The organism is Streptomyces griseoluteus, assembly GCF_004784465.1.
In the GTDB taxonomy this organism is placed as follows: Bacteria; Actinomycetota; Actinomycetes; order Streptomycetales; family Streptomycetaceae; genus Streptomyces; species Streptomyces griseoluteus.
Genome location: NZ_SRRU01000003.1, coordinates 522,146 through 540,783 on the forward strand (window position 1 = coordinate 522,146; position 18,638 = coordinate 540,783).

Genomic DNA, 18,638 nt, shown 5'->3' on the forward strand with positions numbered 1-18,638 from the left:
GGGGGTGGGGACGGGGGGACCGACCGGTGGGTATGGCGCCGGGATACCATCGCTGTCGCCATGCAGACGAATCCCACACCTCCCGCGTACACCAGCCTCGTCGCCGTCGGTGACTCCTTCACCGAGGGCATGTCGGACCTGCTGCCCGACGGCTCCTACCGGGGCTGGGCGGACCTCCTGGCGGCCCGGATGGCCGCCCGCACGCCCGGCTTCCGGTACGCCAACCTGGCGGTGCGCGGCAAGCTGATCCAGCAGATCGTGGACGAGCAGGTGCCGCTCGCCGCCGCGATGCGTCCCGACGTGATCACGCTGGTCGGCGGGCTCAACGACACCCTGCGCCCCAAGTGCGACATGGTCCGGGTGCGGGACCTGCTGACCGAGGCGGTGGAACGGCTGGCGCCGAACTGCGAGCGGCTGGTGCTGATGCGCAGCCCCGGGCGCCAGGGTCCGGTGCTGGACCGGTTCCGGCCGCGCATGGAGGAGCTGTTCGCCTGCGTGGACGAGCTGGCCGCCAAGCACGACGCGGTGGTGGTCGACCTGTACGGGGCGCGCTCGCTGGGCGACCCCCGCCTGTGGGACGTGGACCGGCTGCACCTCACCCACGAAGGGCACCGCCGGGTGGCCGAGGCGGTCTGGCAGGCGCTCGGCCACGACGCCGAGGACGCCCAGTGGCGCACCCCCCTGGCGGCCACCCCGCCGCCCGGCTGGGGGGCCCGCCGGGTCGCGGACGTCCGCTTCACCCGCCAGTACCTGCTCCCCTGGATAGCCCGCCGCCTCACCGGCCGCTCCTCCGGCGACGGCCTCCCGGCCAAGCGCCCGGACCTGCTCCCGTACGAGCTGACGCAGGAGGACCCGGCGTAGCACCGGTCACCCGACGCGGGAGTCGGCACCCTCCAGGGACACCCCGAGCCGGCCGGCGACGGCGGTGAGGGCGGGACCCAGGGGCAGGGCGACCCGCGCGCGGGCGTGGACGTCGCCTCGGGTGGGGGCCAGGTTGACGATGAGCACCGGCTTGCCGGCCTCGGCCGCCTGGCGGACGAAGCGGAGGCCGGACATCACCGTCAGCGAGGAGCCCAGGACCAGCAGCGTGGCCGCCTCGCGGACCAGGGCCCGGCAGTGCGCGACCCGGGCGGGCGGTACGGCCTCGCCGAAGAAGACCACGTCCGGCTTGAGGATACCGCCGCAGACCGCGCAGGGCACCACGCGGAAGTCCCCGACCTGATCGTCGGTGAGGTCGGCGTCGCCGTCCGGGTTGATGCCGGCGGCCACCGGGTCGAACCCCGGATTCGCCTCCTCCAGGCGCTCCGCGAGTACCCGGCGGGCGCTCACGTCGCCGCAGGAGAGGCAGACGACACGGTCGAGGCTGCCGTGGAGTTCCACGACAGCCTCGCTCCCGGCCGCCTGGTGCAGGCCGTCGACGTTCTGGGTGATCACGCCGGAGAGCATGCCGTGCCGCCCGAAGGCGGCCACCGACCGGTGCCCGGCGTTGGGACGGGCCCGGCCGAAGGTGCGCCAGCCGAGGTGGCTGCGGGCCCAGTAACGGCGCCGGGCCGGGGCTCCGGCGGTGAAGTCCTGGTAGGTCATCGGGGTGTGCCGGCTCAGGCTGCCGCCCTCGCCCCGGTAGTCGGGGATGCCGGATTCGGTGGAGATGCCCGCCCCGCTGAGTACGAGCACCCCGCCCGCGCTCAGCGCCTCGGCGACCGGCTCCGGGTCGGTGATGCCCGGCGGCAGATCTCCGCTCGGGGTCCAGCTCAACGTAGGACGCATGCGCATAGTGCAAGAGTAGGGAATCCGCCTTCGGCGCCCGCCCCGCGCGCCTTGTAGCTTCCTCCGAGCCACCCCACGGCGCTGGCCTGCACGAATCGCCAGTACAATCCGTACACGTGACTTCAGCGCCCGCCAAGCCCCGCATCCCCAACGTCCTCGCCGGACGGTACGCCTCCGCCGAGCTCGCCACGCTCTGGTCGCCCGAGCAGAAGGTGAGGCTGGAGCGGCAGCTCTGGCTCGCCGTGCTGCGCGCCCAGAAGGACCTGGGCATCGAGGTGCCGGACCAGGCGATCGCCGACTACGAGCGCGTCCTGGACACCGTGGACCTGGCCTCCATCGCCGAGCGCGAGAAGGTCACCCGGCACGACGTGAAGGCGCGGATCGAGGAGTTCAACGACCTCGCCGGGCACGAGCACGTCCACAAGGGCATGACCTCGCGCGACCTCACCGAGAACGTCGAGCAGCTCCAGATCCGGCTCTCCCTGGAGCTGGTCCGCGACCGCACGGTGGCCGTGCTGGCCCGCCTCGGCAGGCTGTCCGGCGAGTACGCCGAGCTGGTCATGGCCGGGCGCTCGCACAACGTGGCCGCGCAGGCCACCACCCTGGGCAAGCGCTTCGCCACCGCCGCCGACGAGTTGCTGGTGGCCTACGGCCGTCTCGACGAGCTGCTGGGCCGCTACCCGCTGCGCGGCATCAAGGGCCCGGTCGGCACCGCGCAGGACATGCTGGACCTGCTGGGCGGGGACGCGGCCAAGCTGGCCGAGCTGGAGCAGCGCATCGCCCACCACCTGGGCTTCGGCCAGGCGTTCACCTCGGTCGGCCAGGTCTACCCGCGCTCGCTGGACTACGAGGTCGTCACCGCGCTGGTGCAGCTGGCGGCGGCGCCGTCCTCGCTGGCCAAGACGATCCGGCTGATGGCCGGGCACGAGCTGGTCACCGAGGGCTTCAAGCCGGGCCAGGTCGGCTCGTCCGCGATGCCGCACAAGATGAACACCCGCTCCTGCGAGCGCGTCAACGGCCTGATGGTGATCCTGCGCGGCTACGCCTCGATGACCGGCGAGCTGGCGGGCGACCAGTGGAACGAGGGCGACGTGTCCTGCTCGGTGGTGCGCCGGGTCGCGCTGCCGGACGCGTTCTTCGCGCTGGACGGCCTGCTGGAGACGTTCCTGACCGTGCTGGACGAGTTCGGCGCGTTCCCGGCCGTCGTCGCCCGGGAGCTGGACCGCTACCTGCCGTTCCTCGCCACCACCAAGGTGCTGATGGGCGCGGTGCGCGCGGGCGTGGGCCGCGAGGTCGCGCACGAGGCGATCAAGGAGAACGCGGTGGCGACCGCCCTCGCCATGCGCGAGCAGGGCGCCGAGCGCAACGACCTGCTGGACAAGCTCGCCGCCGACGACCGGCTGCCGCTGGACCGCGAGCAGCTGGCCGCGCTGATGGCCGACAAGCTGTCCTTCACCGGTGCGGCCGCCGACCAGGTCGGCGTGGTCGTGGGCCGGATCGAGGAGATCGCCAAGCAGCGTCCGGAGGCGGCCGGTTACACGCCCGGAGCGATCCTCTGAGCCCCCTGACCCAGGCGGAACTGGAGGCCGCCCGCGACCGTCTCGTGCCCGACGTGATCGCGGACGGCCTCCATGTCCTGTTCTGCGGCATCAATCCGGGCTTGATGTCGGCGGCCACCGGTCACCACTTCGCCCGTCCCGGCAACCGCTTCTGGCCGGTGCTGCACCGCTCCGGCTTCACGCCGCGCCAGCTCAGGCCCGCCGAGGAGCGCGAGCTGCTCTCGTACGGCCTCGGCATCACCAACGTGGTGGCCAGGGCGTCGGCCCGCGCGGACGAGCTGTCGCCCGAGGAGTACATCGAGGGCGGCCGGGTGCTGGCCGCCAAGGTGGAGCGGTACGCGCCCCGCTGGCTGGCCGTGGTCGGCGTGACCGCGTACCGGGCGGCCTTCGGCGACCGCAAGGCCCAAGTGGGCCCGCAGGAGCGCACGTTCGGCGCCACCCGCGTCTGGGTGCTGCCCAACCCGAGCGGCCTGAACGCCCACTGGACGGCGGCGGGCATGGCGGAGGAGTTCGGCCGGCTGCGGGAGATTGCGGCGGACTAGGGCGGGGCCGTACGGGTCACCGTGGCGAAAAGGCGTATTTCCTCGGCCTCGTCCCGGTCGGCCACGCCGACGGCGAGCCACACCTCCTCCGCCTGCCAGACGTCGAGTTCGTCGGTGCGCAGGCAGAGGGTGGCCCAGGGCTCGGGTATCTCCTCGCCGCGGGCGAGGCGCAGGCGGAGGGTGAGCTGGCCCCAGGGGGGTGTCTCGCCCCAGCGGGCGCCGAGGCGCTGGGCTATCGCCTCGCGCAGGGCGTGGACATCGTCCGCGGCCGGTCTCGGCCCGTGGCCGGTCTCCAGTTCCACGGTGTGGTGACCGGCCCCGCCCGCCGGGAGGTCCCGCGTGCGGAGCCGGTCGATGGCGGCGAGATGCCGTGCGACGACGTCCATGCGCTCCAGTAAAGCCGCCCCCACTGACAATTGGCGGCGCGTCAGGCGTCCCGCCGCCGCACGCACCAGGCGCCCGCACCCAGTGCCGCCCCCGCCCACAGTGCGGTGACCGCGAGCCCGGTCCAGGGGCCGAGCGGGCCCTCGGGGGCGCTGTGCAGGGCGAGTTGGCCCGCCCGGTCGGGCAGGTAGCCGGCGGCTCCGGAGGCGAGGTCTCCGACCACGAAGGACACGATCAGCAGGAACGGGATCAGCAGCCCGAGCGTGCCCACCCCGCTGCGCAGTACGCCCGCGAGTCCGGCCGCCAGCAGCGCCATCAGCGTCAGGTACAGCGCGCAGCCGACCACCCCGCGCAGACCCTGTGCCCAGGTGAGCCCCGCCGTCGCGCTGCCCACCGCGAGCGTGGCCAGCCCGGTCAGCAGCCCCACAGCGAGCACCGGCAGCGCGACGGCGACCACCTTCGCGGCGAACCACCGCGTCCGGTCCGGCGCCGCGGCGAGCGTCAGCCGCAGCGCACCGCCCCGGTACTCGCCGGACACCGCGAGCGCGCCGAAGACCACGGCGGCGACCTGGCCGAGGCTGACGCCGAAGAACACCGAGTACAGCGGGTCGGACCGGTCGGCCCGGGCCGCGGTGACGGCCGAGAAGGCCCCGGTGACGACGAGCACCGCCGCCAGCGCGCCGAGCAGCGACCGCAGTGTCCGGATCTTGATCCACTCGGCGTGCAGTACGGGAACGAACGGCATGGTCAGACCTCCTGCGGCTGTGCGGTGAACTCGGCCTCGCCGGCCGTCAGGTCGAGGTACGCCTCCTCCAGACTCGCTTCCTCGGCGGCGAGTTCGAGCACGGGCAGCCCCTCCCCCGCCAGCAGCCGCCCGAGTTCCTCGACGTGCGCGTGCCGTACGGTCCAGGTGCCGTCCGCCGCCCGCTCCCCCTCGTGCCCGTGCCGGGCGAGGAGCGTCCCGAGCGCGTCGGCGTCGGTGCTGCGGACCCGGACCCGGGGGCGCACGCGGGCGTCGATGAAGTCCCGTACCGGGGTGTCGGCGAGGAGCCGGCCCCGGCCGAGGACGACGAGGTGGTCCGCGAAGGCGGCCGTCTCCCCCATCAGATGGCTGGACACCAGGACCGTACGGCCCTGGGCCGCGAGCCCGCGCAGCAGCGTGCGGACCCAGACGATGCCCTCGGGGTCGAGGCCGTTGGCGGGTTCGTCGAGCAGGATCACCTCGGGGTCGCCGAGCAGCGCAGCGGCGATGCCGAGGCGCTGGCGCATGCCGAGGGAGAAGGTGCGCACCCGGCGCCGGGCCACCGGGGCGAGGCCGGTCCGCTCCAGCACCTCGCCGACTCGGGTGGCGGGGAGGCGGTTGCTCACGGCGAGGGCCAGCAGGTGGTCGTGGGCGGTGCGGGAGCCGTGGGCGGCGCGGGCGTCGAGCAGGGCGCCCACCCGGCGCAGTGGGTCGCGGAGTCCGGCGTAGGGGTGGCCGTCGAGGGTGGCGGTGCCGGAGGTGGGGCGGTCCAGGCCGAGGACGAGGCGCATGGTGGTGGACTTGCCGGCGCCGTTGGGGCCGAGGAAGCCGGTCACCCGGCCGGGGCGGACGGTGAGGGTCAGGCCGTCGACGGCGCGTCTGTGCGCCCCCGGTCCCGCCAACTCCGCGCGGGCTCCTCGGAGATGCCGGGCTCCGCCTCGCCGGGTGTCAGCAGCAGGCGCGCCTGCACCCCCTCGCCCCGCCGCACGGCCGGGATCAGCGCGAGCGGGACGAGGAACAGTGCGGGCGCCCATGGGGTGCGCGGGTCGATGAACATCCAGAACGCCACGCTCAGCATGGGCACCCACAGATGCAGCAGCCGCGTGTACGTCGTCCCGCGCAGCAGCGGGCGCAGGAAGCGGACCATGCGGCCATCCTGACAGCCGCCCCCGGGAGCGGCCTCCCCCGCGCGGGGGAGCGGGTCCCCGCTCGCGGGGGAGGTACGCGGCCGCCCCTCCGGCGAGGCTCGTGCCATGACCAGCATCGAACTCCGCGACCTCACCAAGGAGTACGGCGGCCACTGCTCTGGCTGGAACTGCGGATGCTGCTCGGCGCGGTCGCCATGTTCGCCACGGTGCGGCTGCCGGTCCTGACCATCGAGCTGGCGGAGTGCGCGTGGGGTCTGCCGCCTTCCTTCCTGGACGGGCTCCCGCCGCACCGGGCCTACGCCCTGCTGGCCCCGCTCCCCCTCCTCGCGCTGTACGGCGTGGTGCTCGGCCTTGGCGCGCTGGTGACCCGGTGTGCGCGCCGCCTGCTGGGGCCCTCGGCGGCCGAGCGGCTGGCCGCGCTGGAGGAGCGGACCGAGCAGCTCCTCGAACGCACCCGCATCGCCAGGGAGTTGCACGACTCGATCGGGCACGCGCTGACCGTGGCCGTGGTGCAGGCGGGGGCCGCGCGGGCGGCCGGGGACCCGGAGTTCACCGGGCGGGCGCTGACAGCCATCGAGGAGACGGGCCGGGCCGCGCTGGAGGACCTGGAGCGGGTCCTCGGGGTGCTGCGCGAGACGGAACGGCCGGCGGGCGCCCGTCCGACGCTGGCGGACGCGGACCGTCTGCTGGAGTCGGCGCGTGCCTCCGGTGCGGAGGTCGACTTCCGGGCGACGGGCCCGGTGGAGTCCCTGCCCGGCGCGGTGTCCCGCGAGGGCTACCGCATCCTCCAGGAGGCGCTGACCAACGTCCTGCGGCACGCGGGCGCGGTGCCGGTACGGGTACGGGTGACGGCCGGGGGACGCCAACTGGCCGTGGAGATAAGCAATCCGCTCCCGACGGCCCGCTCCGCGCCCATGAGCGGAAGCGGCCTGCGCGGCATACGGGAACGCGCCGCCCTCCTCGGCGGCAGCGCCCGCACCGGCCCGGAAGCGGGCGACTGGCTCGTACGGGCCGAGCTTCCCCTGAGCTGATCTACGCTGGCCGGATGCCGGTCACCGTACTCCTCGTCGACGACGAACCCCTGGTCCGTGCCGGTCTGCGGGCCGTGCTGGCGGCGCAGCCCGACATCGAGGTGGTCGGCGAGGCGGCCGACGGGGCCGCCGTGATTCCCCTGGTACGGAGCCTGCGGCCGGACGTGGTGGCGATGGACATCCGGATGCCGCTTCTGGACGGCATCGAGGCGACCCGCGCGGTGCTGCGCACGGTGGCCGAGCCGCCGAAGATCCTGGTGGTCACGACCTTCGAGGACGACGAGTACGTCTACGAGGCGCTGCGCGCCGGTGCGGACGGGTTCCTGCTGAAACGGTCCCGCCCGGAGGAGATCGTGCACGCGGTACGGCTGGTCGCTGCGGGCGAGTCCCTGTTGTTCCCCGCGTCGGTACGGCAGTTGGCGGCCCGGTACGGCGCGGGCCGGGCGGACGCCGAACCGCTGGCGAAGGCGCGGCTGACCGAGCGCGAGGCGGAGGTGCTGCGGCTGATGGCGCGCGGGCTGACCAACGCGGAGATCGCCGCCGCGCTGGTCGTCGGGGCGGAGACGGTGAAGTCGCATGTGAGCGCCGTACTCGCCAAGTTGGGTGCGCGCGACCGCACCCAGGCGGTGATCGCCGCCTACGAGTCGGGCTTCGTCGCACCCCGGTGACCGCCCGGCCCTCGCCGGGGTGGTCGGGGCCGAGTACGATCCGCCCCACACACGCCCGCGAGCTGGGAGGACGGACCGTGGGGCAGTTGACCGGTGGCGATCCCTCGCTACTGCGGAGGATCAACTCCGCGGTGGTGCTGCGCGCGCTGCGCGACACCGACTGCGCGACGCTCACGGAGATCACCCGGGCCACCGGGCTGTCCCGGCCGACCGTCGAGGGGGTCGTGGAGGGCCTGGCCGAGGCGGGTCTGGTGGTGGAGCGGGCGGCCGAGGAGGGTACCGCCCGCCGTCAGGGGCGGCCCGCGCGCCGGTTCCGGTTCCGGGCCGAGGCGGGGCATCTGCTGGGGCTGGAGATCGGCGCGCACCGGGTGGTCGCGGTCGTCTCCGACCTGGACGGGCGGGTGCTGGGCACGCAGACACGCGACGTCGACGAGAAGGCGCCGGCCGACGAGCGGCTGGAGCGGCTGCGCGGCACGGTCGCCGAGCTGCTGCGCCGCACCGGCGTCCCACGGGGCTCGCTGCGCGCGGTGGGCGTCGGCACTCCGGGCATCGTCGAGGCCGACGGAACGGTTCGCCTGGGCACCGCGCTGCCCCAGTGGACCGGGCTCCACCTGGGCGAGCGGCTCAGCCGCTCCTTCCGGTGCCCGGTGCTGGTGGAGAACGACGCCAACGTGGCCGCCGTGGCCGAGCACTGGCAGGGCGCGGCGAAGGACACCGACGACGTGGTGTTCGTGCTGGCCGGGCTGAGTCCGGGCGCGGGCTCGCTGATCGGCGGCCGGCTGCACCGGGGGCACGGCGGGGCGGCCGGGGAGATCGGCGCGCTGCATCTGCTGGGCCGGGAGGCGACCCCGGAGGCCCTGCTGTCCACCACGGACGAGCCGCTGCCGCCGCTGGACGAGCAGGCGGTCACCGAGGTCTTCGCCCTGGCACGGGAGGGCGACGGCTCGGCGCTGGCCGCGGTGGAACGGTTCATCCAGCGGCTGGTGCACGACGTGGCCGCGCTGGTGCTGGCACTCGATCCGGAGCTGGTGGTGGTCGGCGGCTGGGCGGCCGGCCTGGACGGGGTCCTCGACCCGCTCCGCCGCGAACTGGCCCGCTACTGCCTGCGGCCCCCGGCCGTGGCGCTGTCCCTGCTGGGCGAGGCGGTGGTGGCCACGGGTGCGCTGCGGCTGGCGCTGGACCATGTGGAGCGGCAGTTGTTCGCGGTCGAGGGCGCCGTGGGAGCGTGAGGCGACAACACCGCGGCCCCTAGCGGGATTCGGGGTCGGCGGGATGCGCGGTGGCCCCTGTGCAGCGGCACGGTGCGCCGTCGCGGGGCACATGAGGGGCGTGCGGCCCGGATTCCGACACGGTGAAGGCTCCGGGGGGCCGCGGGATGCGGGTGACCCGAGTGAAGCGGCACCGGTCGCCCTCGCGGGGTGCACGAGGGACGTGCGGCCCAGATGCCGCTGCGTCCCAGTGGGGTTCCGGGGGGCCGCGGGATGCGGGTGACCCGAGTGAAGCGGCACCGGTCGCCCTCGCGGGGTGCATTCGGGCATGTTGCCGCGCCCCAGCGGGTTTCGGGGGGCGGCTGGTGGGCGGTGGCCCATGTGACGCGGCACCGTGCGCCAGGCGGGTGCGGGGCGGGCGGCCCGCACGCCGCCGCGCCCCGGTGGGATTCCGGGGCGCGGCGGGGTGCGCGGTGCTGGTGCTGCCGCTCTCAGGAGGCGCGTCGCTCGGGGTCGTGGTGTATCTCGACGTCCGGGGTGTCGCCGAAGGTGAGGCGGCAGGTGTCGGCGCGGTAGGTGGCCACGCCGAGCGCGGCGGTACGACCCTCGGCCGCGAACCGGGTGGTGACGACGAGGACGGGCGAGCCGGGCAGCCGGTCGAGTTCCTTCGCGTCCTCCGCGCCGGCCGAGCCCAGCTCCACCGCGCGGTCCTGGCCGTCCAGTTCGAGCCGCTGGAGTTCGCGCAGCACCGCACGGGCGCGGGCCGGTCCCGAGGGCGCGTCGATCGCGCTCAGGTCGGGCACCGAGGCGGCCGGGACGTACAGCAGCTCGGTGGCGACCCGCCGGCCCTGCGACATCCGGAACCGGCGTACGAGGTGCACCTCTTCGGTACCGGTGCCCAGGGCGGCCGCGACCGGGGCGGGCGGTACGGCCCGCTCGCAGTCCATCGGCTGCCAGACGTCGTCACCGGTGCCGGGCCACGTCTGCCGCCCGGTGCCGAGGGCGACGCCGACGCGCGGCGGCGCGACGGTCGTACCGACCCCCCGGCGGCGCTGCAGTCGTCCCTCCAGCTCGAGTTGCTCCAGCGCCTGCCGGAGCGTGGCGCGGGCGACGCCGAACCGGGCGGCGAGATCGCGCTCGTTCGGCAGGATCTCACCCACCGAGAACTCGGAGTCCAGCGCCTCGCTCAGTACGGTCTTGAGGTGCAAGTACTTCGGCTCCGGCACCGTTTCCAGTTGCGTGGTCCCCACCCTGTCCTCCGCGAGTGCCGTGCTCCGGCGGTTTTGGCGCCCTTGTTTATTAAAGGTTGTTGCAGTTCTTTGTGACCATAGGGCGGCCCTGATGCTTGGTCAAGACCAATTGTCCCATCCCTGCCCACTCGCCCGGTGCCCGGGTGACCGAGCGTTCACATGGAGTTCGCACGCCGAGGGGCTCCGTCCCCGGCGAGGACGCGCAGCTTGTCCGGGTTGCGGATGATGTAGACGGCGCTGATCGCGCCGTCGGTGATGCCGAGCTGGAACAGGGTGTCCGGCCTGCCCTCGGACAGCACGAGCACCGCGACACCGCCGTTCACCTCGATGAACCGGTGGGTCATGTCGGGCAGCAGGTTCTTCGAGGACACCCCGGCGAGGAAGCGTCCCACCTTGTCCGCGGTGAACAGCACCCGCACCGGGGCCTTGGCCTTGCCGCCGCTGTCGCCGACCAGACGGGCGTCGGGCGCGAGCAGGGACATCAGCCCGTCGAGGTCACCCTCCGTGGCCGCCGCGAGGAACCGCTCGGTCAGTTTCCGGCGCTGGGCGGGGTCGACGTCGTAGCGCGGCCGGCGTTCCTCCACGTGTCTGCGGGCCCGCGCGGCCAGCTGCCGTACGGCGGGCTCGCCCCGGTCCAGCAGCTCCGCGATCTCGGCGTACGGATAGCCGAACGCCTCCCGCAGCACGAACACCGCGCGCTCCAGCGGGGACAGCGACTCCAGTACGACGAGGACGGCGACGGACACGGAGTCGGCGAGCAGCGCCCGGTCGGCGGTGTCCGGGACGGTGTCCCCGAAATCGGTGGTGTAGGGCTCGGGCAGCCAGGGGCCGACGTACGCCTCGCCGCGCGACTTGACCTGCCGGAGCCGGTCCAGGGCCAGCCGGGTGGTGACGCGGACCAGGTAGGCGCGGGGTTCGCGGACCTCGGCGCGATCGGCGCGGGACCAGCGCAGCCAGGCGTCCTGCACCACGTCCTCCGCGTCCGCGACGCGGCCCAGCATGCGGTAGGCGACGCCGGTCAGCAGTGGACGGTTCTCTTCGAAGACATCGATCGCGGTCTCGGTCGTCACGGTTCCCATCCCATCCCGGCGCACCCGCCGGTGTCCAGACGAATTCGGTCGTTCCTGGCGCGTTGCGGAGCCCGGCGGGGCGGCGCCGGGCGGGGCGGGCGAAGGTCTGAGATCATCCGCTCGTACGCCGTCGAGCAGGGGGAATGCCGTGAGCATCCGGGACGCAGTCGTCACCGCCGCAGGTGACCGCATCCGCTGGGTGGAGCTGCCGGGGAGCGACGCGCCCCGCGTCTATCTGCACGGTCTGGGTGCCACGGCGGCCGCCTACTTCGCCGAGGCGGCCACCCATCCGCTGGTCGCGGGGCACCGCACGCTCCTGGTCGACCTGCTGGGACACGGGCTGAGCGACCGGCCGCACGACTTCGACTACAGCCTCGAGTCGCACGCCGGGGCACTGGCCGCCGCGCTGGCCGGGGCCGGGGTGACGGGGGCCGAGGTGATCGCGCACAGCATGGGCGGTGCCGTCGCGATCGTGCTGGCCGACCGGCACCCGGAGCTGGTGTCCCGGCTGATGCTGATCGACGCCAACCTCGACCCGGTGGAGCCCGCCAGGGGCGCGCTCGGCAGCGCCGGCATCGCGGCCTACTCCGAGGCGGAGTTCGCGGACGGCGGGTGGGAGGAGGTCCGGGACCGGACCGGCGCGTTCTGGTGGGCCACCATGCGGCTGACCGACCGTACGGCCCTGCACCGCAGCGCCGCCGGGCTCGCCCGTGGCACGGTCCCGACCATGCGGGAGCTGCTGGTGCGCCTGGACATTCCGCGCACCTTCCTCCGCCCCGAGGCCGACGGGCCGCTGCCGGGCGAGGACGGGCTGCGGGAGGCCGGGGTGTCCGTGGTCGCGGTCGCGGACTGCGGGCACAACGTCATGCTGGACGCCCCCGAGGCCTTCGCCAGCCTGGTCGCCGCGGCGCTCGCGGCCTGAAATCAGCGGAGTTCAGCGACACGGTGCGCGGGGCTACCCGCCGGTAGCAATTGCTGACAAGCTGTCTACGGCGTCCGTCAGCAGCCGTACCGAGGAGCTTCGTATGTCCGCCACCGTCTCCTTCCAGGTTCCCGCCCCGGCCGGGACGAAGGATGTGACCGTCTCGTACCAGCGGGTGGGGCGGGGTGATCCGCTGGTGCTGCTGCACGGCATCGGGCACCACCGGCAGGCGTGGGACCCGGTGGTGGACATCCTTTCGACCGAGCGCGAGGTGATCGCCGTGGACCTGCCCGGCTTCGGCGCCTCGCCGGACCTGCCCGACGGCCTCGCCCACGATCTCCCGACGATCAACTCCGTGCTGGGCGCGCTGTTCGAGGCGCTGGACCTCGACCGCCCGCACGTGGCCGGGAACTCCCTCGGCGGGCTGCTCGCGCTGGAGCTGGGCCGGGAGAAGGCCGTACGGTCCGTCACCGCGCTGGCCCCGGCGGGGTTCTGGACCGAGGCCGAGCGGCGGTACGCCTTCGGCGTGCTGCTCACCATGCGCGGGCTTGCCCAGCGGCTGCCACTGCCGGTGGTGGAGCGGTTGTCCCGCAGCGCGGCCGGCCGCACCGCGCTGACCAGCACCATCTACCGGCGTCCCGCACGCCGGGCCCCGGAGGCGGTGGTCGCGGAGACGCTGGCACTGGCCGGGGCCACCGCGTTCGAGGCGACGCTGCGCACCGGCACCACCGTGCGGTTCACTGACCCGCTGGCCGGCGTTCCGGTCACCGTGGCCTGGGGTGCGCACGACCGGATTCTGCTGCGCCGCCAGGGTGTGCGGGCCAAGCGGATCATCCCGCACGCCCGGCTGGTCCGGCTGCCCGGCTGCGGACACGTCCCGATGAACGACGACCCGGCGCTCGTCGCCCGCGTCATCCTGGACGGCAGCAGCCGCGCGGTCGGCGCCTGACGTCCCGTACCCTCGGAGGCGTGTCGCGCACCGGCGTCATCCCCCGGAGCGCGGCACGCCAACCGCGAGCCGGAGCAGCGGCTTTGACGGGGCGTCCGCTGGTGGTGGAAAGTGCGACGAAGTCGGGCACAACGATGCTTAACCCATAGGTCACAGAGCGTTCGTGATCACGCAACACCATTCCTGCACAGTGGCCGCATGACTGCGGACATCTCTCGAACGAACCGGAAATCGACGCCGGGCGCGATCCGGACCCGGCACGGGCGTCCCGTGCACCACTGGCGGCGGGACCTCGTCGAACTCGCGGCCCTGTTCACGGCCGTCGCGGTGGCCGACGCGGTGGCGAACCTGATCGGGCACGGCCCCGACGGTCCCGCCCTGCTACTGATCTCGGCGCTCGCCCTGGCGGCGACGGCCGGGTTCCACACCTGGTGGGCCCGGCGCCATGTGCACGCACCGCCCACCGGTGACACCAGCGATACCGGCGCCCGGCCGAGCGCGTCCGCGCACCCGGCCGGGCCGTCCGCGCAAGGAGGCCCCGGCGCCCTGTGGCGGATGCGGACGACCGTACGGGACGAACCCGGCTCGCTGGCCGCGCTCTGCACGGCGCTGGCCACGCACCGGGTCGACATCCTGAGCCTCCAGACGCACCCGCTGGCCGACGGCACCGTGGACGAGTTCCTGCTGCGGGCCCCGGACCCCCTGACGGCCGCCGAACTGACCCGTGTGATCGCGGAGTCGGGCGGCAGTTCCACCTGGATCGAGCGGGCCGACGCCCACGATCTGGTCGACGCCCCCACCCGCGTCCTGAGCCTCGCCACCCGCACCGCACTGGACGCGGCCGAACTCCCGCTGGCCCTGCGCCAGTTGCTCGGCCGGTGCACGATCCGCTCGCTGCCCGCCGGCACGCGCGGCGAACCGGTGCCCGCCGAAGGGGTGCTGGAGGACACCGTGCTCCGCCTGCGGGCGCCGGGCGGGGGCGTGCTGAGCGTGGAGCGGCCGTATCTGCCCTTCACCCCCACCGAGTTCGCGCGGGCCCGGGCGCTGGTGGAGCTGGACAGCCGCCTCGGCCCGCGCATCCCGCGCGCGCACGACGTGCTGACGCTGCCCGAGGGCAACGCGATCACCGTGCGCCGGGTCGACACCGGCGACCTGGACGCGGCCCGGGCGATGCACGAGCGCTGCTCGGACCGCACCCTCGACCTGCGCTACCACGGGCCGGTGCGCGACGCCGACCGCTATCTGAACCACCTGCTCAGCCCGCGCTTCGGCCGCACCCTGGCCGCGCAGACCGCCTCGGGCCGCCTGGTCGGCCTCGGTCATCTGCTGTGGGACGGCGAGGAGACCGAGGTCGCCCTGCTGGTCGAGGACGACTGGCAGCGGCGCGGTGTCGGCGCCGAGCTGCTGGAGCGGCTGGTGCGGATGGCGGTGGAGGCGGGCTGCGCGAGTGTGTACGCGGTGACCCGCTCCGCCAACACCGGGATGGTCGCCGCGATGCGCGGACTCGGGCTGCCCCTGGACTACCAGGTCGAGGAGGGCACCCTCGTGATCACCGCCCGGCTGGACCCGGCCCGCACCGGCACCCCTTCGAGGCGCGACGACGAGCAGCTCCGGCTCTGACCTCCCGGTACGGCGGACGGCCCGGCGGTGACCAGCCGCCGGGCCGTCGTCATGGGAATTCCTTGTGACAGAAACTCAGTTGACGCCTTCGAAGAGCGGCACCGGCGCCAGAACCCGCTCCCCCAGCGCGCCGGACAGGTCGGCCCACAGGTCCTCGGTGTCCTCCAGGCCGACCGAGAGCCGCAGCAGCCGGTCGCCCACTCCGGCGCCGTGCCGGTCGATGGTGTCCACGATGCGGTGGCTGATGGACGCCGGGTGCTGGATGAGGGTGTCGACGCTGCCCAGGCTGACCGCCGGGGTGATCAGCCGGACACGGGCGATCACCTCGTGCGGGTCGCCGTGCACCTCGAAGGCGACCATCGCGCCGCCCAGCTCCGGGTAGTGGACGCGGGACACGCGCGGGTCGGCGGCAAGCCTGCGGGCCAGCTCGGCGGCGGTCGCGGAGGCCGCGCGGACCCGGACCGGCAGCGTGGCCAGACCGCGCAGCAGCAGATAGCCGGCCAGCGGGTGCAGCACCCCGCCGGTGGCGAACCGTATTCGCCGCAGTTGCCCGGCGAACTCCTCGTCGCAGGCCACCACTCCGGCCATGACGTCGCCGTGCCCGCCGAGGTACTTGGTGGCGCTGTGCAGCACCAGCCGCGCGCCGTGCTCGGCCGGGCGTTGCAGGACGGGCGTGGCGAAGGTGTTGTCGACGAGCAGCGGTACGGTCCCGCAGGAGTGGGCGACGGCCCGGATGTCGACCTCGGTGAGGGTGGGGTTGGCCGGGGACTCGACCAGCACCAGACCGGTGTCGGGGCGCAGCGCCGCCGCGATCCCGGCCGGGTCGGTCCAGGTGACCTCGGTGCCCAGCAGTCCGGCGGTCAGCAGGTGGTCGCTGCATCCGTACAGCGGCCGGACCGCGACCACATGGCGCAGGCCGGCGGCCGAGCGGGCGAGCAGCACGGCGCTGAGCGCGGCCATACCGCTGGCGAACGCGACGGCGGACTCGGTGCCTTCGAGGCGGGCGAGGCCGGTCTCGAAGCGGGCCACGGTCGGGTTGCCGAGCCGGGCGTAGACGGGCGGGCCCTCGGGGAGGATGCCTTCGGCCGCGAAGGCGTCGATGCGGGCGGCCTCGTCCCGGCTGTCGTGGGAGGGGTAGGTGGTGGAGAGGTCGATGGGCGGGGTGTGCAGGCCCTGTGCGGTCAGGTCCTCCCGGCCGGCGTGCACGGCCTCGGTGGCCAGTGCCCTGCGTACGGTGTCGGCGGCGCCGTTGCTGCTCGATTCCATGACCGAAGGGTGAACACTCAACGGGTTCAGGGGGCTGAAAGCCGTGTTACGTTCGGCCGATGGACGCCTCTGTCGTACTGGACCCGGTGGATCTGCATCTGCTCCGGCTGCTGCAGAACGACGCCCGGACCACGTACCGCGATCTCGCCGCACGGGTGGGGGTGGCACCGTCGACCTGTCTGGACCGGGTGGCCCGGCTGCGCCGGTCGGGCGTGATCCTCGGCCATCAGCTCCGGCTGGATCCGGCGAAGCTGGGCCGGGGCCTGCAGGCGCTGCTGTCGGTGCAGGTCAGGCCGCACCGGCGGGAGCTGGTCGGGCCGTTCGTGGAGCGGGTGCGGGCGCTGCCGGAGGCGCGGACGGTGTTCCATCTGACCGGCCCGGACGACTACCTGGTGCATGTGGCGGTCGCCGACATGGCCGACCTCCAGCGGCTGGTGCTGGACGAGTTCACCTCGCGGCGTGAAGTGGCGCGGGTCGAGACCCGGTTGATCTTCCAGCAGTGGGAGTGCGGGCCCCTGCTGCCGCCGGGTCATGCCGAGAGCTGAAATCACCGGTGCACGGGTGACGCGGGCGCGCCTCTGGTATCAGGATGGGCGCCATGTCCGACACCAAGAGCTTGCTGCCCCGTCAGGTCGCCGACGCCTATGTGGATGACCTCATCGCCCTCGACCCGGTCACCGGCACGTACCTCGGTGTGCGGGAGAGTTCCCGCCGGTTGCCCGACTACTCCCCCGCCGGCCAGGAGGCCCTGGCCGGTCTTGCGCGTACGACGCTCGCCCGGCTGGACGAGGCCGAGCGCCTGCCAGGCGCGGACAGTGACGCCGAGCGCCGCTGCGGGCGGCTGCTGCGGGAGCGGCTGACCGCCCACCTGGCCATGCACGACGCGCACGAACACCTGCGCGCGGTCGGCAACATGCACACACCGGGTCACTCGGTGCGGGACATCTTCTCCGTGACCCCGCAGGAGACCGAGGAGGACTGGGCGGCCCTCGTCGAGCGGCTCCGCGCCGTCCCGGCGGCCTACGAGGGCTACCGCGCCTCCCTCGCCCTCGGTCTGGAGCGCGGTCTGTACGCGGCGCCCCGGCCGACGGCCACCTTCGTCGAGCAGCTCACCGAGTGGGCGGACACCGGCGAGGGGCGCGGCTGGTTCGAGGACTTCGCCGCGGCCGGTCCCGAGGCGCTGCGCGCGGAGCTGGACGAGGCGGCCCGCGCGGCGACGGCCTCGGTGGTTTCCCTGCGCGACTGGATGCGGGACGTGTACGCCCCGGCCGTCGCGGACGCCCCGAACACGGTGGGCCGTGAGCGGTACGCCCGTTGCGCCCGCTACTTCAACGGCACCGACCTGGACCTGGACGAGGCGTACGCCTACGGCTGGTCGGAATTCCACCGCCTGCTCGGCGAGATGGAGAAGGAGGCGCAGAAGGTGCTGCCGGGCGCCGGGACGCCGTGGGTGGCGCTGGCGCACCTGGACGAGCACGGCCGGCACATCGACGGCGTGGACGAGGTCCGGGAGTGGCTGCAGGGCCTGATGGACCGGGCGATCGCCGATCTGGACGGCACCCACTTCGAACTCGCCGAACGGGTACGGCGGGTGGAGTCCCGTATCGCCCCGCCGGGCGGCGCTGCGGCCCCGTACTACACGGGGCCCTCGGAGGACTTCTCCCGGCCGGGCCGGACCTGGCTGCCGACGATGGGCGAGACCCGGTTCCCGGTGTACGACCTGGTGTCCACCTGGTACCACGAGGGCGTGCCCGGCCATCACCTGCAGATCGCGCAGTGGGCGCACGTCGCGACGGACCTGTCCCGCTACCAGGCCACGGTGGGCATGGTCAGCGCCAACGCCGAGGGCTGGGCGCTGTACGCGGAGCGGCTGATGGACGAGCTGGGCTATCTCACGGACGCGGAGGAGCGGCTCGGCTACCTGGACGCGCAGATGATGCGCGCGGTCCGGGTGATCATCGACATCGGTATGCACCTGGAGCTGGAGATCCCGGCGGACTCGCCGTTCCACCCCGGTGAGCGGTGGACGCCGGAGCTCGCGGAGGAGTTCTTCCGGGCGCACAGCAGCCGTCCGGCGGACTTCGTGGTGAGCGAGCTGACCCGCTATCTGACGATGCCAGGCCAGGCGATCGGCTACAAGCTGGGCGAGCGGGCCTGGCTGCTCGGCCGGGAGCGGGCGCGGGAGCGGCACGGTGACTCCTTCGACCCGAAGGCGTGGCACATGGCGGCGCTGTCCCAGGGTTCGCTCGGCCTGGACGACCTGGTGGACGAGTTGTCCCGGCTCTGACTCGGCCGTACGGCCGTGCCCGGGTGGCGTGGCTCCCGTACCGGCTGCTTGCTGGTGCGGGGGCCGTCGCACGAGGGAGGTGGGCCGCCCATGCAGCGCAACGGCCCGGACCGGGCGTTGGAGACGCCCCGGGCGGCCGGGCCGGCCGGGGGGTGTTCGCGCTGCTGCTGGCGGCGACGATCGTGCTGCTGCGGCCCGGCATCCCCGAGGGGGCCCACGCGGCCG

17 protein-coding genes and 2 pseudogenes are annotated in these 18,638 nt (G+C 74.0%); 11 read left to right on the forward strand and 8 right to left on the reverse strand.

Annotated features, from left to right (window positions below; all coding sequences use genetic code 11):
* The first annotated feature begins 60 nt into the window (after window positions 1–60).
* Entirely contained in the window at window positions 61–861 is an 801-nt protein-coding gene (locus tag E5082_RS11335; RefSeq protein WP_135791119.1) for an SGNH/GDSL hydrolase family protein, read from the forward strand.
* Between the two features lie 6 nt (window positions 862–867).
* On the opposite strand, the gene E5082_RS11340 is transcribed toward E5082_RS11335, so the two are convergent.
* Entirely contained in the window at window positions 868–1,773 is a 906-nt protein-coding gene (locus E5082_RS11340) for an NAD-dependent protein deacetylase (RefSeq protein WP_135791120.1), read from the reverse strand.
* 110 nt (window positions 1,774–1,883) lie between these two features.
* Between E5082_RS11340 and purB the strand changes: the two genes are divergently transcribed.
* Both purB and mug read left to right on the forward strand, forming a co-directional pair.
* On the forward strand, window positions 1,884–3,326 hold the full coding sequence (gene purB / locus E5082_RS11345; RefSeq protein ID WP_135791121.1) for an adenylosuccinate lyase: 1,443 nt from the start codon (window positions 1,884–1,886) through the stop codon (window positions 3,324–3,326).
* Window positions 3,327–3,331: 5 nt separating this feature from the next.
* Window positions 3,332–3,868 carry a G/U mismatch-specific DNA glycosylase gene (mug, locus tag E5082_RS11350; protein ID WP_373310025.1) on the forward strand — a complete coding sequence of 179 codons (537 nt, stop codon included), beginning with the start codon at window positions 3,332–3,334 and terminating at the stop codon, window positions 3,866–3,868.
* Here mug and E5082_RS11355 read toward each other — a convergent pair.
* The 4 genes and pseudogenes from E5082_RS11355 to E5082_RS11370 all read right to left on the reverse strand — a co-directional run.
* Window positions 3,865–4,254: a hypothetical protein gene (locus tag E5082_RS11355; protein WP_135791122.1), complete on the reverse strand. Its 390-nt coding sequence runs from the start codon at window positions 4,252–4,254 to the stop codon at window positions 3,865–3,867. The genes mug and E5082_RS11355 overlap by 4 nt on opposite strands.
* Before the next feature lie 41 nt (window positions 4,255–4,295).
* On the reverse strand, window positions 4,296–4,997 hold the full coding sequence (locus E5082_RS11360) for an ABC transporter permease subunit (protein WP_135791123.1): 702 nt from the start codon (window positions 4,995–4,997) through the stop codon (window positions 4,296–4,298).
* 2 nt (window positions 4,998–4,999) lie between these two features.
* Window positions 5,000–5,896 carry an ABC transporter ATP-binding protein gene (locus E5082_RS11365; protein ID WP_135791124.1) on the reverse strand — a complete coding sequence of 299 codons (897 nt, stop codon included), beginning with the start codon at window positions 5,894–5,896 and terminating at the stop codon, window positions 5,000–5,002.
* Window positions 5,875–6,141 (reverse strand): annotated as a pseudogene (locus tag E5082_RS11370) (two-component sensor histidine kinase); the annotation flags it as partial. The gene E5082_RS11365 and the pseudogene E5082_RS11370, both read right to left, overlap by 22 nt.
* 147 nt (window positions 6,142–6,288) lie before the next feature.
* Between E5082_RS11370 and E5082_RS11375 the strand changes: the two are divergent.
* From E5082_RS11375 to E5082_RS11385, 3 genes and pseudogenes are all read left to right on the forward strand, one after another.
* Window positions 6,289–7,173: pseudogene (locus tag E5082_RS11375) on the forward strand (sensor histidine kinase); the annotation flags it as partial.
* Between the two features lie 14 nt (window positions 7,174–7,187).
* Window positions 7,188–7,841, forward strand: a complete 654-nt coding sequence (locus E5082_RS11380; protein ID WP_135791125.1) for a response regulator — start codon at window positions 7,188–7,190, stop codon at window positions 7,839–7,841.
* Between the two features lie 77 nt (window positions 7,842–7,918).
* Entirely contained in the window at window positions 7,919–9,070 is a 1,152-nt protein-coding gene (locus E5082_RS11385; RefSeq protein WP_086695149.1) for an ROK family transcriptional regulator, read from the forward strand.
* 470 nt (window positions 9,071–9,540) lie between these two features.
* On the opposite strand, the gene E5082_RS11390 is transcribed toward E5082_RS11385, so the two are convergent.
* Together E5082_RS11390 and E5082_RS11395 are read right to left on the reverse strand one after the other, a co-directional pair.
* The gene (locus tag E5082_RS11390; protein WP_135791126.1) at window positions 9,541–10,299 is read right to left on the reverse strand and encodes a GntR family transcriptional regulator; all 759 of its coding nucleotides are present in this window, start codon (window positions 10,297–10,299) and stop codon (window positions 9,541–9,543) included.
* 155 nt (window positions 10,300–10,454) lie between these two features.
* On the reverse strand, window positions 10,455–11,369 hold the full coding sequence (locus E5082_RS11395) for an RNA polymerase sigma-70 factor (protein ID WP_135791127.1): 915 nt from the start codon (window positions 11,367–11,369) through the stop codon (window positions 10,455–10,457).
* A gap of 154 nt (window positions 11,370–11,523) precedes the next feature.
* Here E5082_RS11395 and E5082_RS11400 point away from each other — a divergent pair, with 154 nt between their 5' ends.
* From E5082_RS11400 to E5082_RS11415, 3 genes are all read left to right on the forward strand, one after another.
* On the forward strand, window positions 11,524–12,291 hold the full coding sequence (locus tag E5082_RS11400) for an alpha/beta fold hydrolase (protein WP_135791239.1): 768 nt from the start codon (window positions 11,524–11,526) through the stop codon (window positions 12,289–12,291).
* Between the two features lie 103 nt (window positions 12,292–12,394).
* Entirely contained in the window at window positions 12,395–13,240 is an 846-nt protein-coding gene (locus E5082_RS11410; protein WP_135791129.1) for an alpha/beta fold hydrolase, read from the forward strand.
* A gap of 198 nt (window positions 13,241–13,438) precedes the next feature.
* A complete protein-coding gene (locus E5082_RS11415) occupies window positions 13,439–14,860 on the forward strand; it encodes a GNAT family N-acetyltransferase (RefSeq protein WP_190045245.1) in 1,422 nt (473 codons plus the stop codon).
* 75 nt (window positions 14,861–14,935) lie between these two features.
* Here E5082_RS11415 and E5082_RS11420 read toward each other — a convergent pair whose 3' ends face one another.
* Window positions 14,936–16,126, reverse strand: a complete 1,191-nt coding sequence (locus E5082_RS11420; protein ID WP_135791130.1) for a trans-sulfuration enzyme family protein — start codon at window positions 16,124–16,126, stop codon at window positions 14,936–14,938.
* A gap of 59 nt (window positions 16,127–16,185) precedes the next feature.
* On the opposite strand from E5082_RS11420, the gene E5082_RS11425 reads away from it, so the two are divergent.
* Together E5082_RS11425 and E5082_RS11430 are read left to right on the forward strand one after the other, a co-directional pair.
* Window positions 16,186–16,671: an Lrp/AsnC family transcriptional regulator gene (locus E5082_RS11425; RefSeq protein ID WP_030808933.1), complete on the forward strand. Its 486-nt coding sequence runs from the start codon at window positions 16,186–16,188 to the stop codon at window positions 16,669–16,671.
* A 53-nt stretch (window positions 16,672–16,724) separates the two neighbouring features.
* Window positions 16,725–18,413 (forward strand): DUF885 domain-containing protein, encoded by a 1,689-nt coding sequence (locus E5082_RS11430; RefSeq protein WP_135791131.1) that lies wholly within the window; start codon window positions 16,725–16,727, stop codon window positions 18,411–18,413.
* The last annotated feature ends 225 nt before the right edge of the window (window positions 18,414–18,638 follow it).

Excerpts from the sequence above, each read along its gene's own strand:
- E5082_RS11425 (WP_030808933.1), top strand. The coding sequence starts at position 16,186 with ATGGACGCCTCTGTCGTACTGGACCCGGTGGATCTGCATCTGCTCCGG.
- E5082_RS11380 (WP_135791125.1), top strand. The coding sequence starts at position 7,188 with ATGCCGGTCACCGTACTCCTCGTCGACGACGAACCCCTGGTCCGTGCC.
- E5082_RS11415 (WP_190045245.1), top strand. The coding sequence starts at position 13,439 with ATGACTGCGGACATCTCTCGAACGAACCGGAAATCGACGCCGGGCGCG.
- E5082_RS11340 (WP_135791120.1), bottom strand. The coding sequence starts at position 1,773 with ATGCGCATGCGTCCTACGTTGAGCTGGACCCCGAGCGGAGATCTGCCG.
- E5082_RS11420 (WP_135791130.1), bottom strand. The coding sequence starts at position 16,126 with ATGGAATCGAGCAGCAACGGCGCCGCCGACACCGTACGCAGGGCACTG.
- E5082_RS11410 (WP_135791129.1), top strand. The coding sequence starts at position 12,395 with ATGTCCGCCACCGTCTCCTTCCAGGTTCCCGCCCCGGCCGGGACGAAG.
- E5082_RS11360 (WP_135791123.1), bottom strand. The coding sequence starts at position 4,997 with ATGCCGTTCGTTCCCGTACTGCACGCCGAGTGGATCAAGATCCGGACA.
- E5082_RS11355 (WP_135791122.1), bottom strand. The coding sequence starts at position 4,254 with ATGGACGTCGTCGCACGGCATCTCGCCGCCATCGACCGGCTCCGCACG.
- E5082_RS11430 (WP_135791131.1), top strand. The coding sequence starts at position 16,725 with ATGTCCGACACCAAGAGCTTGCTGCCCCGTCAGGTCGCCGACGCCTAT.
- E5082_RS11335 (WP_135791119.1), top strand. The coding sequence starts at position 61 with ATGCAGACGAATCCCACACCTCCCGCGTACACCAGCCTCGTCGCCGTC.